This window comes from Pandoraea sp. XJJ-1 (genome assembly GCF_026802345.1).
GTDB classification, from domain to species: Bacteria; Pseudomonadota; Gammaproteobacteria; order Burkholderiales; family Burkholderiaceae; genus Pandoraea; species Pandoraea cepalis.
The window spans coordinates 1,376,298-1,393,787 of the sequence record NZ_CP113827.1; the positions used below are offsets into that span (position 1 = coordinate 1,376,298).

A 17,490-nucleotide genomic window follows, 5' to 3' on the forward strand; every position below is an offset into this window, starting at 1 on the left:
CAGGGCCGAATGCACTCGTGTCGACCTGTATTGTTCGACTACATTTTTGCAGCTTGCACGCTGCGGATATTGATGCGCATCAAGGGCATTGCATGCAGCCGAGCGGCGCGGATGGCGTTTGTCTGAGGCAACCCGAAGTCCGATGCGCAGCGTCGCATTTATGCGGCAGCGTGCCGGCGGATTCGGTGCCGGCGACGCATAATTCGCAGGGGACGATCAGTGCGAAAAGGGGATGACCACGCGGGCCATCACCGTGTACTGATTGAAATTCTCGGTCGGGACGCTTGAATTGAGTCGTCGTGCGGTCACGCTCAGGTCGAGCAATAGATTCCGATGAAAGCGGTAGCTCATCCCCAACGTGGCGCCGTAGTAGTCGTCGCTGCGGGGAATGCCTTTATAAGCGACGTGGGACAGCGAGCCGGTGCCCCTGACGGTCAGTTTTTCCGTCAAGCGTTGCTCGACGCCGAGCGATGCGTAAGTGTTCAAATAGCTCGACGACACCAGCAACACGCTGGGCGACGGTGTTGACGTGACGGTGGTTTCCTCGACCGTTCGGTCGAGATAGGCCGACACAGTGGTGCGATCGGTAGGTACCCATTGCAGCGCGGCGCCTACCACGGGCGCGGTGACGTCGACGAATCGCGGATCTCGATAATCCTGTCGCAGCCACCCGGCGAATGCATCGAGTTTCAATACGCGAGGAATGTTCCATCGGACGCCGGCCAGATAGCGCATCCCGGTCGAGTCGCGCTCATAGCCGAGATCGTCGACCGAGCTGTTGTAGTACCGGTTATCGAAGGCGATCTGAACGTAGGGCTCGATGCGTGGCGTGACCTCGTATCCGACGCGCACGCCGCCGGTGTACTGCCAGCGGTCGCGGTCGCTATTGTTGATGATGTTGATGGCGCCGCTGCTGGTGAGGAAGTTGACGTTGTTATAAGTGAGCTGCTGTGCCGTACCCGCCACGCGCACCGAGACCCGACCGAACTGATGAAACACACCGCCATACAGGCGCAATTGATGGTATTGGGTGGGTGTCAAACCGTTACGCGCCGAGGGCGACTCGCGGTCTTCGTGCTCTTGTGAGAAATGCACGCCACCGTAGACGTTGGTATTCGCGCTGAAGTCGTAGCGGCCTTCAGTGCTTAAATGGAAATCGTTCGAATTCTCCGACGTGTAGGTCGAGTAGCGTGTACTGTCCAAGGACGCGTGAAAATCCAGTTCATGCTTGGCCCAGTTCGATTCGGCCCGGATCGCCGGAGAGAAGATCCAGGCCCGGTCGCTCAGGCGAGTGTCGTTCGGCAAAAAGTAGACATTACTGTCATACATCCACGAGGTGGCGAGCTCTGGATAGATCAGGAACGATCCGAGCGAGAACGGTGCGCCAGTGGCACTCGCCGGGCTGGCCGGTGTGGGGATGCGATCCGGGGCCTTGCCCGGAACAGCGTTATCGCTGGGTGCTTGCGGTGGCAGGCTGGGCACCTGAGCCGCGGGCGATGGCGGTTCGCCGGTGGGCGATTGCGCCACTTTGTCCTGGGCAAGCACCGGGGATGACCACACCAGAGCCGTGGCAATCAGGGACAGCAGATTGCTGTGCCGCAAGCGTAGCCGCGCCGGCGCCTCGGCTCGCCGCACGACACCGTCGTGCCTTAATGGCTTGCCAGCCCTCGTTCTTGCTCGCCCAAATTGCATGTTCGCCTCTCTGAACCCATGTTATGGTCATGTGCGCTATCCAGCATGCGCATGTCGAATCCGACTCTTGGTCGAGCATAACCATGGCTTTGGCGAGGGACTTTGACATTATTCAAATAGTTTTGACATATTCATGCGTGTTGCGTAATGGCCTCAATTGTCGTTCTCCGCTGGATTGTGGGTACCCAATGCACTGATGCAGACGCATACGCGCGGGATGGCCCCCTGTCCAGCGGGGTCCCATCAACGACATTCATTGTGCCGTCTGCCGCAGCGACTTCGTTGCTTGCCTGACCCACATCCGGTCAAGCGCCCAGACCGCGAGCATCGTCGCGCCCATCAGCGGAAACACGACGCCCAGCACGACCAGGGACACGATCCAGCCACGCATGGGAACGCGCATCGGCATTCGGGCGGGTGCGCCCAGCGAGCGAGACGGGCGGCGTATCCACCACATCGCGGCGCCTGTGGCTGCCATGGCGAAGAGCCCCATCGAAATCAGCGCGCATAGCCATTGATTTGCGGCGCCGAAGTATCGGCCCATGTGCAGCGACGTGCCATATGAGATCGCCTGCGCGACGCCGCCATAGGCGTCGTAATCGATGTCGCGCAGCACCGTGCCGCTGTACTGGTCGATGTGCAGGGTGCGTTCGTCGCGCGGATCAGGCGGGAAGTAAGAAACGGTGTAGACGCCATCGGCGCGCGACGGAACGACCAGGCTGTATCCGGTGCTCACGCCCTTGCTCGCCGCGATTTCCATCACACGATCGATGGGCAGCGCACCCTGAGCGTCAAGTTGAGCGATCGTCAGCCCGTTCTTGGCGCCACCGCCACCGTGGGCGGCATGTTCGTCGGCGGCGCTTGCGCCGCCGGCTTGAGACGAGGCGCCCATGCCTTGCATTCCGATCATCTCCGGATCGCCGTGATCGCCGTGCATGGCGACCATCTCGTGCGCTGGCACCTTCGAATTGGGCACCGTCGTGTCGCCCACGGCCCACGGCATTTGAGCGATCGGTAGATCATCCATCTTTGTCGGCATGCGCGAGCGTACCGGCGCTTCGCCCCACGCGCCGGCAGGATAGCCCATGCCCGCTTGCGTCGCGATGGCCTTGAACTGCTTGCCCCACGAGCCCGACCAAGGCAACCCGGTGAGCACAAACGCCAGTCCGCCCGCCGCGAGCCAAAGGCCCGCGACGCCATGCAGATTGCGCAGCAGAGGCCGGCCACGCAACTGAAGTCGCGGTTTGAGCGCACCCGCCCATGTCGCGCTGCCGCGCGGCCACCACAGCGCCACGCCAGTCGCCAGCATGACCAGTGTCCAGCAACCGGCCAGCTCCATGAGCAACTCCCCCGGTTTGCCGAGCATCATCGCGCGATGCAACTGGCGCACTTGCTTCATCAGCCGATGCTCGACACTGAGCGTGCCCAGCACCTCGCCCGAATACGGGTTGACGTACACACTCTCGCGCTCGCCGCCGGGTAGGCGGAAAATGAATTCCGCGCTTCGCGCCGGGTCGCGATTCACCTCGACCGAACTGATCGTGGCGCCTCGCGGCAGCGATGCCGCAGCACGTTTCATGAGCGTTTGCTCGGTTAGGCGAGGTGCCTGCGACGCGGCAACGACCATTCGGTCGTGATACAGCCACGGTTCAATCTGTGGTTGAAAGACGTAGATCGTTCCCGTGACGGCCAACACCATGAGCCAGGGCATGACGAACAGCCCGGCATAGAAGTGCCAGCGCCACAGCGTGCGATAGCGGCCGGCGACCTGATTGGGCGGCACGTCGCGCATCGGCGTAAAAGATTTCCCCATGATTCGTGATCTCCTTGGCCTGCGATTCAGATGGCGAACTTGCCTTCGATGAAGAAGGTGCGGCCAGCGTAAGGGTGATAAACGAAGTAGCGCGTGTCGAACAGGTTATCCACGCCGATACCGATTTGCGTGCGCGCAGTCGGTTTGTAGGTGAACTTCGCATCGACGACGGTATAGGTGCTCGTGCCGCCAAACGTGTTCGGATTGTTGTCGGTATTGGTCAGCGTGTTGTACTGACGGCCCGAGTAACGAATCGCGCCGGTCACTGCCGACTTCGCATTGAAGCGGTAGGTCGCCACCAGATTCGCGCGCCACAGCGGAATCCGATAGAAGTACTTGCCAACTGACGCTGGATTATTCGTGTTCGCCATGATCTTCGACTGCGTGTACGTCAGGCCGGCGGCGATGTCGAGGCCTTGAAAGAGGACGTCCTGACCGTCGAAAGCCGTATCGATACCGCGCGAGCGAACCTTGTCGATGTTCTGGAAGTTCGTGACGTTGGGGAACACGGTCGTATTTGTCTGACTGAAGATCGTGTTTTTCACGTCGTCCTGGAACAGCGAAACGCGCACCTTGCCGACCTCCAGTTGCCACTCGGCGCTCAACTCCTTCGCGAGATCGTCTTCTGGGCGCAGTCCCGGGTTGTTGTTGACGATGTTCGTGCCGGTGATCGAGCCCTGGAAGAGCTCGGAGACGGTCGGGAACCGGTAGGCGCGTGCGATGGATGCGCGCAGCGTCAGGTCTTGCGTCGCCGCGAACGCTAGCGACAGCTTCGGCGAAAAGTGGCTGTCGGACGATCCCGCATACGGCACCGTCAGGCCGCCGAGCGTGCGTGCCCCAGAATAGGCGCGCCAATCTTCGTAACGCAGACCTGTGGTCAGTTTCCAGCGCGGCAGGAACTGCCATGTGTCCTGGGCATACAGTGCCTGCGTGAGCGTATTGCCGCCGAACGCATTGGCGAGCGACGTATCGTTTCCGTTGACCCATGCCGACGTGTTGAACGTGCGGTTATCGAGGAAATACGTGTCGAAGTGATAACCGAACGCCAGCCAATGTGCGCCCGCCCCGACCTGGGCGGGCGTATAGGTGCTGCGCAGGTCAATCGACTTCCCGCCGGTACCGTCGCCATACGTGACCGTCCCCGGTCCGTCGCCGGGCGCTCCGGTGCTGGCCGTGCGGGCCTCGCTTTGCGAAATATCGAAGTACGACGCGATGGCTTCCCAATTCCAGCCGGATTTGTGGCGTGTCTTGAGCGACAGGCCGTAAAGCAGGTTCTCGCTCACGCCCTGACTCGGCGCAAAAGCCGATGCCGGAATGACATATTGGTAGCCATTGATGTTGACCGTCCCTGAATACACCGGATTGCCGTTCGCATCGCGCAGGAACGTGCTTGTCTGGCTGTTGTAGTTCTGATGCCAGTAGCCAAAGCTGAAGCCGCCTTGCAGCGTCGGTGTGAAATCGTAGGTGGCCTTGAGCTTGAGCTGGTCTTGCGTCACGCGTTCGATGCCTTCTCCGTTCACTCCCATCACCACACCCGGCACGCCGTTCTGGTCGCGATAGGAATACGCGCCGCTCACGACCTTGGCGCTTGCCGTGGCAGGCGTGGTCGATTGCGTCGCGGTGTAGAACTGGAGCGGTTGTCCCGTGTTCTCCATGTGGTCGACGCCCACCAGCAGCGACAGGTTGCCGAACTTGTCGCCAACGCTCGCACTCACGTTGCTGCCGTTGAAGCTTTGATTCACACCGAACAGATTGAAGTGCTGCGTGAACCCTTGGATCTTCGCGTCCGTGACGAATTTGTCGGGCATGCGGGTGCTGACGAGAACGGTCGCGCCGATCGAGTTGCCGGGATACAACGCCGAAAACGGGCCGTAGATCACATCGACCTGATCGATTTCCTCGGGGAACACCATCGACCAGCGCGGCGCGAACGTCCATGTATTGCCCAGGAAGTTGCTGAGCAGCAAACCGTCGGCATAGACGAGACCGCGCGCGGTCTGCGAATTGCTCGTGCCACGCACGGCGATCGTCGAATTCAGATCGCCGATGAAGCGGCGGCGCACGGCCATACCGGGGACGTAACGCAATGCATCTTCGGTCGTCTCGACATTCTGATATTGCAGTTGGTCTGCGGTTACCGTCGCACTTGACGACGGCAGATTGGGATCGAGTACGCGCTTGGGCAAGCGCTCTGAGGACGCCGTCACGGACGTCGGTGCGAGTTCGACCGCAGAAGCGGTCGGGGTTTGATCGTTGTTATCGGCGGCGTGGGCGATGACCGGCAACACGGCGGCCAGCGCGAGCGCCAGCGGCGTCTTGGGCGCAAAGGGAGAGAGCATGGATTTTCCTGACTGCGATGAGCGAATGACGACCGGCAGGCCAATGCATTGCAATGGCTTGCCGGGCAAGAAAAGGCGTCAATCAGGAACGGTGCGGCGGGGCCCGGGCGGGCGGAATGTAGGCGAGCGGACGGGGTTGCGGCGCGACGGTCGACGCCGGACCGGCCCGGGCGATCCAGACAAACGACACCGCACTGGCGTGCGGCGGCATGACCAGCGGCGGGTGGTTCGCGAGCAACGAGCAATAGCCGCAGGCGTCACCGTGCCCGCCATGATCGGCGGCTGGTGCGTGACGCATGTCCGCGTGCGAATCGTCGTGCGCGATGGTTGTCACGGCCGACGGCGTCAATCCGTCTGCGGTACAGAAAGTTGCGTCGATCTGCGAAACGCTCGCGCGGTGCGCGGCCAGCCACTGGCTCACGATCGGCACGCAAAGCGCCAGGCACATGGCGGTCAAGCCAAGCCATGCGCTGAAACGTTTGCGTGAGCGAGTGAGCATCGTGGTGAAAGGCCGATTTTCGGTCCGCCGGGATGGCCGAATCTGGAATTCGCCCGGATCGTATCACGAATGCGTCGCATTCGCTAAAAGGTGGGTCTCCGATATATCAAACGCCGCTTCGCCGCTTGTCCGCCATCCACACCCAAGGTGGCGACGAGGAATCTCATGATGTCTTGCGTCGCTTGCGTGTGGGCGTGGAGGGCGCCAGCCGGACGTCATCCTCTGCCAGCCTCTCCGCCAACGCGTCGCGCATCAACGCGACTGGGCGAGCGAGCCGGCTCGGCAACGCGCCGTGCACGAGCCAGACGTTGAGCCCGCTTCGGAACTCAGGCACGTCGAGGACCTGCAGCGCCTTGGCATGCGCACTGCGTGCAAGGACTTCGGGGGTGGCCAGTCCTATGCCGAGGCCGCGCGCAACTAGCGACAACTGCAACTCCGAGCCGAACGCTTCCACCGCGACGTTGAACGGCAATCCGGCCATCGCCATCGCCCTGGCAAGTCCCGAGCGCATGCCGCAACCGTCCTGATTCAGTACCCAAGGATGATTCGCAAGATCGGCGAGCGTCACCGGCTTGTTGGCCAGCCCGAAGGCGCTGGGCGCGACGACCACCATGGGCTTGCGCGAGAGAAGCGTCGACGTCACACCTTCGGGCAACGCCACGCTCTCCGGCAGTAGCACGACGGCGGCATCCACCTTTGCCTGCTCGAGACTTTGCAACAGTCCCGGCGACCATGCCGCCGTTACGCGAAGCGTCAGCTTCGGGAAGGTGTTGCGCAGAAAGTCGATGGGTTGTTCCAGCGCAAGCTCCGAGAGAAATGGCGGCACGCCGATACGGAATTCGCCCGACGGCTCCGTATCGGGCGAGGTAACGGCTTTCAGGTCGTCGACCGCGCGCAACACCGTGCGGGCCAATCCGTACACCTCGCGTCCGGCAGGCGTCGGCTTTAGCGGCTTGCTTTGCCGGTCAAGCAACTCGACGCCCAGCATCTTCTCCAGATTCTGGACGCGTCGTGTGAGACCGGGTTGCGTCAGGAAAAGCTTCTCCGATGCCTGTGCCATCGATTCGCTTTCGACCACGGCGACGAAAGCCTGCAAGTCATGTGTGTTCAAAACAAATTGGCATAATGAATATAAACATAATTCAATTGTGGCATAACGAACCTGTTCCTACAATCAGCCGAACCGTCACCCCCTGTGACCTTCAGTCATTCATCGGAATCGAAACATGACTCAGCCGGCTACCCCCTGTTCGCGCGACGCCGTCGTCGCGCCCATGCCACCATCGCCAGCGACGCCTGTCACGTTGACCACGCCATTGACAGTATTCTTTGCCGCCGCGGTCGGCATCGTCGTCGTGAATCTGTCGGCGGCGCAACCGTTGACCGGGCCTGTCAGTCGCGCGCTGAAGCTGCCCACGGAGCTTGCGGGTCTGATCGCAATGCTGCCGCAGCTCGGCTACGCGACGGGTTTGCTACTACTCGTGCCGCTGTGCGATCTGGTCGAAAATCGCAGACTCATCTTTCGGACGCTCGCCTGCTGCGCCGCGTTTCTTGCGCTCGCCTCGTTCGCGCAGTCGGGCGGCGTGTTCCTCGTGTCGGTGTTCCTGGCGGGAGCGACGTCCAGTGTGATCCAGATGCTCGTGCCGATGGCTGCGTCGATGGCCCCTGAGAGCCGTCGAGGGCGGGCCGTCGGAAACGTGATGAGCGGCCTGATGCTGGGCATTCTGCTGTCGCGTCCACTCGCGAGTCTGATCGCCGGCGCGTGGGGTTGGCGCACGTTCTACGGCGTTGCGGCGTTGGCCAACGCGTTGCTTGCGATCGTGCTGTACGCCCGGTTACCGAATCGCAAACCACAGGCCGGGGCACGTTATCCGGCTTTGCTTCGCTCGCTCTGGACGCTTTTGCGCACAGAGCCGGTCCTGCAACGGCGCGCCATGCAGGCGGCGCTCGCGCTCGGCGCATTCAGCGCGTTCTGGACGGCTATCGCACTCCTGCTCGCACAACCGCCGTTTTCGCTTCGAATGCAGGGGATCGCGGGCTTCGCACTGGCTGGCGCCACGGGCGCCGTCGTGACACCGCTCGCCGGATATCTGGGGGATCGTGGGCAGGGTCGCACGACGCAGTTCGTCGCCCATCTCGCAATGATTGCCGCTGTGCTCATGCTTGGCGCTGCGGGCGCCGGATGGGGCGGGTTCTCGCCAACGATGCACCCGGGCCTGGCGCTTGCGCTCCTGGTTGCCGGCGCCGCAACACTCGACGCCGGCGTCATTACGGACCAGACGCTCGGACGGCGCGCCATCAACCTTATCAATCCGCCGGCACGCGGCCGGTTGAACGCACTCTTCGTCGGGATCTTCTTTGTAGGCGGCGCGTTTGGCGCGGTGCTCTCGGGTGCCGCGTGGGCGTGGGAAGGATGGCGTGGCGTGTGCGTCGTCGCGCTGGGATTCAGTGGCGCGTTGTTCATCCTCGGCTGCGTGGACCGTGCGGCGGGTCACCCCTGATGTGTGGCGGTGGTTGTGCGCGGGGAGACGTCCACCGGGCGTTCTGAACACCGCCGGCGTCGTCAGCACCGCCGCCACGACGAGACGTCGCGCAGTGTCAGGCACCGCCGTCAGCCACATCGATGGCGGCCCGGGCGGTAACGCCAAATTTCCGCGTCAACCTCCGATTGACACCCATGCCAGGCCAGCCGATGATGCAAAACCGTCGTCATCGGCGGCTCCCGGCCTCGGGCAAGCCCGTCTTACCGGCTTCTGAACTATGTCGCCGGACATGCGCGACCGTTTCGTCATACTTGATTTCGAAGCCATTACCGACGAAAGTGCAACTTGTCTCGTCACCCGTCGTTATGAACCGCTGCAAGGCGCGGCGCTGGCGTTTCTGAAGACGTTCTGGCGCGTGGCGTGGGAGTTGGCCGCCTCGTCCGACGGTCCGACCCGCCGGATCTTCAGCATGGTGGACGCGGCGGGTGAGGCCGGGCGCGGTGCCGGCTCCCGTGTGAGCGCACGGCAAACCCTTACCCAATACGGCTGATCGACGATGGCAGCGGTTGCGGACGAACGCGATGCCCATGCGTTCAATTTCGTCAACCCTCCCATAACTGTCTGGGGGACGCTGATGGGACGGTTGCCCTTTAAAGTCCGTAGCTACGGTGAGATGACATCGAATTTTGCGGCGCTGGGCAGCCCAAATGCCACAATCGGCATGCGCACAGTCCTTCGCGGGAAGGACGAATCGGGTCATCTGGAAATCCGTCGCTCAATTCAAGCCGCGCGATCGTCCAGGCTCGAATCCCAGGCATCGTGCTTGAGCGCAGGTATCAGACATCATCCCGTCGTAGATTGCGCTATTGACGCGTACGTGCGACATCGGTCACCGCCCCGGGGGGGGAACTGCGGCCAACGTACCACCACGAACTTTCCCGTTTGACGGTTTCGCCGTCCGGCGGGGAGACTCCGAAGATTGATCAGTGCGTGCGACGCGTGATACGGTCGAACGCAAATCATTGATTGCACACACGCTAATGGCATCGAAGGGACAAGCATTCGCGGCGGAGACACGGAATTTCCGCGGCGTTTTGGGGAATCGGGGAAGTCGTAATGTGTTCGGCCGTTGGTTGCGCCGTACGCGCGGCATGGTCACCGGTTCGCTGCGGTCGTTCGTCATGCTCACGACGATGATCCCGGCCGGCATGGCCCTGGCCGCAGCGCCATCGGTAACGCCGACAATGCCCGCCCCGGCGGCCATGGCGCCGTTGTCGTCCGCCGTGCCCGACATCGCGCTCTACTACGGTCGCGACCTGCCGGTCGACGCGCTGCAGTCCTTCGATTGGGTCGTCATCGACCCGACACAAACTTCGGCGCCCGACGCATCGCTCACCCCGCATACCACCTGGTTCGCCCGCCTGGACGCTCGCGACACCGTGCAAACGCCAGAGGCGTTCGTCGACGCGCGCGTCGCGCCGCTCTGGGCGAAAGGCTATCGTAATTTCCTGATCGACGACGGCGCGCCGCTCGTGGCTGATGCCGATAGCGACGCGCGCATCGCCGCGCGCGTGAAAGCCGTGCGCGCCCGTTATACCGATGCGCGTCTCGTACTGCGAAACCACTTGAGCCTGGCGTCGTCGCTGGCCCCCGCGCTTGCCGGTGTGCTGGCCGACGGGTTGTTGCATCGATACGACGCTCGGGCGATGATTTTCGTCGACACACCGGCCGACGCGCGACAGTCCGCGCTCGACCAGCTCAAAGCGTTGCGCGAGCAATCTCATCTGCCGACGTTTGCGATGGACTACTGCGCGAGCGCGGATGTGGCCTGCCGTCGCGATACGGCGCGCACGCTCAATCAGACAGGCGTGCGTGCGTTCGTCACGGATCCGGACGTTGAGACGGTCGGTGTCGGCCGCATCGAAGTGATGCCGCGCAAAGTGCTGATGGTGCAGGCGCCGGGCGACGGCGAACCCATCGACCTGACGACCGGCGCGCGCGATATTTCGATGCCGCTGAACTACCTCGGTTACGACGTGCAGTATGTCGACGTGAACAAGGGCCCGATGCCGGCCAATGTACGTACCGACCGCTATGCGGGCATCGTCGTATCCATCGATCGCAATGTGAACAATGCCGGCGCGTGGCGACGCTGGCTGCTGGCCCGAATTCATGACGGCATGCGCGTGGCGGTGATCGGACAGTTCGGTTTCCCGATCGATCAGCAGACGGCTCAGGTGTTGGGCTTCGAGCGCGTGGCGGGCACCGTGCCCGGCTCGGTGGTGCCGAGCGTGGTGAGCAAGGCGCCGATGATGGGCTTCGAGATCATGCCGACGCCCGACGTGCGCGACGCCCTCGGCGTGCGCGTGGGACCGACTGGCCAGCCGCTGCTGCGCCTGCAAGCGGGCACCTACACTTACGACATGGCCGGCATGTTGCCGTGGGGCGGCTATACGCTGAACCCCTATGGGGTGACGTCGCTGGCCGGCATCGGGCAGGAGCGCTGGGCGATTCAGCCGATCGATTTCCTGCGCCAGGCGTTGGCGCTGCCGCAGATGCCGGTGCCCGACGTGACCACCGAGAACGGCCGCCGACTGATGTTCGTGCACGTCGACGGCGACGGCTTCGCCTCGCGCGCGGAATTCCCGGGGGTCGACTACGGTTCGATGGCGCTGTATGAACAGATCTATACGAAGTACCCTGTGCCCACGACGCTGTCGGTGATCGAGGGCGAGGTCGGCGCGAAGGGGCTGTATCCGAAGATTTCGCCGCGTCTAGAAGAGATTGCTCGCAAGATGTTCGCACTGCCGAACGTCGAGATCGGCACGCACACCTTCTCGCACCCGTTTAATCTGGAGCAGATCAACCAGACCACCGGCGAGCGTATCACTGGCAAGGCGAACAAGGAGTGGGGCGGAGACGATGCCTTCTCGCTCGACATCCCCAACTACAAGTTCAACCTCGACCGCGAGATCCAGGGCTCGATCGACTATATCAACGGGCGTCTTGCGCCTCCGGGCAAGAAGGTCGTGGTGCTGCAATGGCCGGGCGATGCGCAGGCCCCCGCGATTGCAATTCGCAAGGCATGGGCCGCGGGCGTGCTGGCGATCAACGGCGGCGATACGATCATCACGAAGACGAACAACAGCTGGACCAACATCGCACCATACGGCGTAGCGAAGGGCAGCCTGCCGACCGAGTTCCAGGTGTATGCCGCCGTGATGGACGAAAACGTCTACACGAACGACTGGCTCGGGCCCTACTACGGCTACACGCGCGTGCTCGAAACGTTCGCCATGACCGACAAGCCCATTCGCTTCAAGGCAGTGAACCTCTACTACCACATGTACTCGGGCACGAAGGTCGCATCGCTCAATGCGCTCAAGGAGGTCTATAACGCGGTGCTCAAGCAGCCCGTGTTCCCGATCTTCACCACGGAATACATCCGCCGCGTGCTGGACTGGCGTCGCGTGGCCGTGGCGCGCGAGGTGGCCGCCGACGGCGCCACGCGCTGGCGCGTGCGCAGCGGTGCCGATTTGCGCGAAATGCGCTGGCCGGGCACGGGTGTGCCGGACATGGGGACGTCCGATGACGTCGCGGGTTATCTGCCGGGGCCGGGCGGGCTGTACATCCACATGGGGGGCGACACCGCCGAGTTCTCGATCGCCCCGAAGGGCGCCGAGCGCACGCCGCACATCGACGAAGCCGCCGGGTTCATCCGCGACTTCCAGCGCACCGGGCGCAACCTGTCGTTCCGCTTTGGCGGCTACTACAAGCCGTTCGTGAGCGTGGCCAATGCCGCTGGTTGCCGCATCAGCGTCGACGGTGCGGCCAAGGGGCGTGCCGATGGCGCGGGTCGCCTGCGCGCCGAGGTCTCCGGCGTTGCCGAGAAGCCGGTCGTCATGCATACCGTGGGGGTCGACTGTGACTGACGCCGCTCGCCCCGATCCCGACAGGATTGCCGACGCAGTGACTGGAAAGCCGTTCGACAAGCGCGAACGGCTGAGCGCGCCGTGGCTGACGGTCGCGATCGGCGCAGGCATCGTGCTCGCGCTTGCCGCGGCTCACCCGAGCGACGACGACCAGACGCGCGCGCTCGCCGCCCAACCGCCGAGCGAACTGTCGGTGGCCTATCTCGAAGCGTGGCTGCGCATCGAACCCGGCGCGCCCCGTTATCTGGATCTGCTCGGCCAACAATATCTGGGGCTGGGCCGCTGGGACGACGCGATGGGCGTTGCGAAGACGCTGCGCGGCATGTCCGACGAGCCAGACCGCCGTCGCGGCATTCTGCTCGCGCTGGCGGCCACGGAGCAGCGGGCGTACGAAGTGCCCGCCGATGATCCGCGTCGCGCCGAGCGCATGGCGCGATATGTGGAACTGCTCGATGCAACGTCGCAGTACCAGTGGGACGTGCCGACGCTGCGCATGCTGGCGGAAAAGGCCCGGCTGGCGGGTGCCCAGAATTTGATGCTGCGCGACTACCGCCTGCTGGCGGCCGCCGATGCCAAGAACGCCGCGCAATGGCAGGAGAAGCTGGCGGACGCCGCCTTCGCTCACGCCGCGTATGACGATGCCGCCAATGCCTATTTCGCCGCGCAAGACGCGGCAACCACGCGCGACGATCGCCGTCGCCTGTTCCTCGCGGGCATCCGCGTGCTCGTGTCGGCGAACCAGATTTCGCGCGCATGTGCGGAAGGCGAGAAACGCGTGGGCGAACTGGCCAACGATCCGGTAACCCTGCGATATCTGCTCGATGTCGCTCGTCAGGCGGGCCGCCCGGACCTGATGACGAAATACGCGCGGGCACTCACGCAACTGTCGAGCCTGGTGCCGCCGTCGCGCGGGGCGCATGTGCAGCTCGCCGGCTGGTTGCCGGGGGTGACCGCCGATGGCCGCGGGCTCGACGGCGCCGGTCGTGCGCATCTGCGCTATCTCGATGGCCCGGAAGGCGTGCGCGCACGCGAGCGCATGGACGCGTATCGCATCGTTCGTGTCGCCGATGTGGGCTTGGCCCGTGGCGCGAGTGCGGCGGATGCCGCATCGGACGCATCCACCAAAGCGACGAAGGCGGCGAACGCGGACAAGACGTCCAGGCCGGACGCCCCTGGGAAATTCGATTGGCAAGCCGGTACGGCAGCCGCGACGTCGGCTGCGGGCGGTGCCAATGCCAACAGCGTGACGGCGAACGATTACGACGTGGCCTTCAAGGCGTTTGTCGAAGCGCGTCAGCTCGACGACGCCGAGAGGCTCGCGCAGCAGGCGCTGCAACGCAAGCTCGATCCACTCGTCTGGACGCGCCGTCTCGCGCAGGTCGCGCAATGGAACGGGCATCCCTCGGTCGCGCTCACTTACTGGCGCAAGTACGCCGACGCCACGGGCAACGCCGAAGCATGGCAGAACGTCTATCAGCTCGCGCCGCAGCTCAATGACGATCAGGCCTATCTCGCGGCACAGATCTTCGAGGCCGAGCGCCAGCCGAGCGATCTCAAGCTCAAGGACGATATCGTCAATACCTACGAACGTCTCGGCCGCCCCGACGAGGCGCTGACGTATCTCAAGCGTCATGCGGTGGGCAATCAGCGCCGCGCGCTGCTGGAGCGCGAGGGCGACGTTGCCCAGCGCGTTGGGCAGGACGCCGAGGCGCTGGCGACGTTCGAGACGCTGCAAAAGGAATTCGGTCCGTCGCCGAACTATGCGCTGCGCATTGCCAGCCTGATGTATCAAAAGGGCCAGGTGAAGCCGGCGCTGGCCGAGCTGCGCAAGGTGCGCGACATCGCCGGAACGCTGCCGGACGACGCGCGCTACTGGCGCACGTACGCCGAAGTGGCGCGCCTGGCGCAAAGCGACGAAGACGCCAACTACGCGTATCCGCGCCTGTTGCGCACGGGCAAGGCCGAGGCGCTCGACCTCAATGCGATGACCTACTTCTATCAGGGGTATCCGCTCGATGCCGGCCGTACGGCCGAAGCGGAATTCCGGCAGAACGATTCGGATCTTGCGCTCCAGTCGGCCATCTACTTCTACACGACGGCCCGCGCCTATGATCGGGTGCAGGCCCTGCTCGACGGTCTCGACGCCGAGCAGCGCGATCGCTTCGCCAAGTCGAGCGAACTGCTCTCCACCCGCGCGACCTATTATCAGCAGATTCAGCGTTGGGACGCGGCGCTGGCCGATCTGCGCGCGGCATCCCGCCTGGACAATGCGGGTGACGAAGTGCGGGTTGCCTACCTGTGGGCGCTGGTCGACTATGGCAGCGACGACGCGCTCGGCATGGCGCTGCATGACTATCGTCCGCTCGTGGCCGGAAACGCCGAATACTGGGGGGCGTACGGGGCCGGTCTGCTACGCCTGGGCAATGCGCGTGAGGCGTTGACGTACTTGCGCCAACAGGCGTCGCTCTCGGACGACGACCCGCTGTGGATGCTCTCGCTCGCCGACGCAGAAGAGGCGGCCGGCGATGCCCATACCGCGTGGCGCATTCGTCGCGGCGCCTGGCGCGATCTGCAAACGCGTGCCCAGACCGGACAACTGCGCATCGCCCCGCGCCGGCGGCCGGGCGCGGTGGTGCAACGCCTTGCGGCGCAGACCTCGGATAACGACGGCGTGCTCGAAGCGCAAGCCGCGCGTGTCACGCTCGCGCAAGTGTTCTCGAATGGCGACACGTCGCGCCAGTTGTTGGCAAATCTGCTGCGCGATGACCGTCGTTCGGCGGACAGCGCCAAGGTCGGCGACTCGCTGCTGGGCGAATCGGCCGAGCTGGCGCCGCTCAAACCCGCCGGCGACGCGACCGACTCGCCGGCGACGCGCGACCCCGCGTTGCTCTCGCGACAGGCGGTGATCAGCGCGACCACGCGCGACGTCGGACTGGCGTGGGCGCTGTCCGGCGAACACTTCGATCTGGCCCGTGCCTGGCTGGCGCGCGAATACGCGAATCGTCTGCTGCGCCCCGCCGATGCGGAGATTGCCCTCGCGCTCGAGAACAACGACCGCGACAAGATGGCGCAACTGCTCGACCGCCGGCAAGGTCGCATGCCGATCGAAAGCGAGGTCGATGCGAACGAACGGCTCGGACGCTCGACCCAGGCCGAGACGCTCGTATGGCGTGCGGCCGACGGCGCACCGAACAACGACGCCGTGCACACGACATTCACGGACACGATCCTGCGCGATCGATCGAATGCGGGCTTCGATCTCTTTTATTCGCGCCAGGCGCCGCTGAGCTATCTGGAGAGTTCGCTGATCGGCAGTCTCAACCTCACCAGCCGCATCGGTGTGACGGTCGAGGCGATCCAGCGCAATCAGCGAACCATCGACACGTCGCAGCTTGCCTGGGTGCCGGCGCATGACCGGATCTTCAACTTCACCGTACGCGATCGCACCGTGGCGCGGGATCTGGCGCTGACGGTCGGGCATCGCAGCGAGTTGAACAGCTTCTTCACCGGACTTGCGTCGGCCGCATTCAACCGCAATACGCCACTGACCACGACGTTCCAGGCGGGCTATAACCAGTTCACCGATATTGCGCCGAACACGCAGGTCGCCGGAACGCGCGACTTCGGCAGTGTGCAGATGCTGTGGGCTGGCGATGGTCGTTGGTACGGTCAGGCGAACGCCGAGTACGACCGTTTTCATGCGCAGGACCGCACATACCTCGGACGTGGCTGGCGCTTCGGCGGCGAATTGGGGTACAAGCTGCGCATCGACTACCCGGACCTGAACGTCAGGCTCGTGGCCGAGCGCGGCATTTATACGCCGGGCACGGCCACCATCCCGTCGCTCGCCGTGCTGCTGCCGACCGGCACCGCGCCGGTGGCCTCGGAGTTCATGCCGATCACAACGACCCAGTACGGTGTCATGGCCGGCTTCGGACAGGACTATCAGAACGCTTACCGGCGTGCCTGGCGGCCGTATCTCGACGTGGGCTACATTCATGACAGTCAGCAAGGCTGGGGGCCGCAGGTCAACCTGGGCATGGCGGGGTCGGTGCTCGGCAACGATCACGCTCGCGTGTATTACTCGCACGACATCACCAACGGCACCGGTGTTGCCACGACGCAGGTCGGCATCGCGTACCGGCTGTTCTACTGAAATTTCGCATCCGCAAGGGAGAGCAAGACCATGAAGACAATCGTGAGTAAGCTGTGGCGCCGCCTGGCCGGCGCTGCCGTCCTGACCGCGCTGGTGGCGGGCTGTTCGACGATGAATGTCGGCGACGCGCCGAATCTGCCCAAGACGGCCGCCTGGGCGATTCTGCCGATCGCCAATACGACGGAAACGCCGGATGCCGGCCAGCGCGCCGAGAGCATTGCCCAAAGCATTCTGGTCCAGAACGGCTTTACCGATCTGCATCGCTATGTCGGCGATCCGGATGGCGGCGATTCGCTCGTCGGCGGCAACAACGCACAGGCGCGCATGCGTGCCCTGGAATGGGCGCGCAAGACCGGGGCGAAGTACGCGCTCTCGGGGGCTGTGACCGAATGGCGCTACAAGGTCGGTGTCGATGGTGAACCGGTGGCCGGCGTGACGTTCGATGTCATCGATGTCTCGAACGGCAGCGTCGTATGGAGCGCGACCGGCAGCCGCAGCGGTTGGAGCCGTTCGAGCCTGGCCGGCGTCGGTCAGACGTTGATTCGCAATCTGCTGGCACCGCTGGCGCAACGGTAA

Annotated in this window: 10 protein-coding genes; 5 read left to right on the plus strand and 5 right to left on the minus strand. The window is 63.9% G+C overall.

Going from position 1 to position 17,490, the window contains the following annotated elements; translation table 11 throughout:
• Window positions 1-216: 216 nt before the first annotated feature.
• The 5 genes from OYT13_RS06300 to OYT13_RS06320 form a co-directional block, all read right to left on the minus strand.
• Window positions 217-1,635: an outer membrane beta-barrel protein gene (locus tag OYT13_RS06300; protein WP_268567462.1), complete on the minus strand. Its 1,419-nt coding sequence runs from the start codon at window positions 1,633-1,635 to the stop codon at window positions 217-219.
• A gap of 310 nt (window positions 1,636-1,945) precedes the next feature.
• The gene (locus OYT13_RS06305; RefSeq protein ID WP_268567463.1) at window positions 1,946-3,505 is read right to left on the minus strand and encodes a PepSY-associated TM helix domain-containing protein; all 1,560 of its coding nucleotides are present in this window, start codon (window positions 3,503-3,505) and stop codon (window positions 1,946-1,948) included.
• A 26-nt stretch (window positions 3,506-3,531) separates the two neighbouring features.
• Window positions 3,532-5,844 carry a TonB-dependent receptor gene (locus OYT13_RS06310; RefSeq protein WP_268567464.1) on the minus strand — a complete coding sequence of 771 codons (2,313 nt, stop codon included), beginning with the start codon at window positions 5,842-5,844 and terminating at the stop codon, window positions 3,532-3,534.
• Between the two features lie 82 nt (window positions 5,845-5,926).
• Window positions 5,927-6,343, minus strand: coding sequence for a DUF2946 domain-containing protein (locus OYT13_RS06315; RefSeq protein ID WP_268567465.1), 417 nt, complete (start codon window positions 6,341-6,343; stop codon window positions 5,927-5,929).
• Between the two features lie 163 nt (window positions 6,344-6,506).
• On the minus strand, window positions 6,507-7,454 hold the full coding sequence (locus tag OYT13_RS06320) for a LysR family transcriptional regulator (RefSeq protein WP_268567466.1): 948 nt from the start codon (window positions 7,452-7,454) through the stop codon (window positions 6,507-6,509).
• Window positions 7,455-7,617: 163 nt separating this feature from the next.
• Between OYT13_RS06320 and OYT13_RS06325 the strand changes: the two genes are divergently transcribed.
• The 5 genes from OYT13_RS06325 (at window position 7,618) to OYT13_RS06345 (ending at window position 17,490) form a co-directional block, all read left to right on the plus strand.
• Window positions 7,618-8,844, plus strand: a complete 1,227-nt coding sequence (locus tag OYT13_RS06325; protein ID WP_268567856.1) for an MFS transporter — start codon at window positions 7,618-7,620, stop codon at window positions 8,842-8,844.
• 259 nt (window positions 8,845-9,103) lie between these two features.
• Window positions 9,104-9,376 carry a hypothetical protein gene (locus tag OYT13_RS06330; RefSeq protein WP_268567467.1) on the plus strand — a complete coding sequence of 91 codons (273 nt, stop codon included), beginning with the start codon at window positions 9,104-9,106 and terminating at the stop codon, window positions 9,374-9,376.
• Window positions 9,377-9,944: 568 nt separating this feature from the next.
• Entirely contained in the window at window positions 9,945-12,758 is a 2,814-nt protein-coding gene (locus OYT13_RS06335; RefSeq protein WP_268567468.1) for a sugar ABC transporter, read from the plus strand.
• Window positions 12,751-16,914: a tetratricopeptide repeat protein gene (locus tag OYT13_RS06340; protein WP_268567469.1), complete on the plus strand. Its 4,164-nt coding sequence runs from the start codon at window positions 12,751-12,753 to the stop codon at window positions 16,912-16,914. Before OYT13_RS06335 ends, OYT13_RS06340 begins: the two co-directional genes overlap by 8 nt.
• Window positions 16,915-16,944: 30 nt before the next feature.
• Complete coding sequence (locus tag OYT13_RS06345) at window positions 16,945-17,490, plus strand: penicillin-binding protein activator LpoB (protein WP_268567470.1); 546 nt, start codon at window positions 16,945-16,947, stop codon at window positions 17,488-17,490.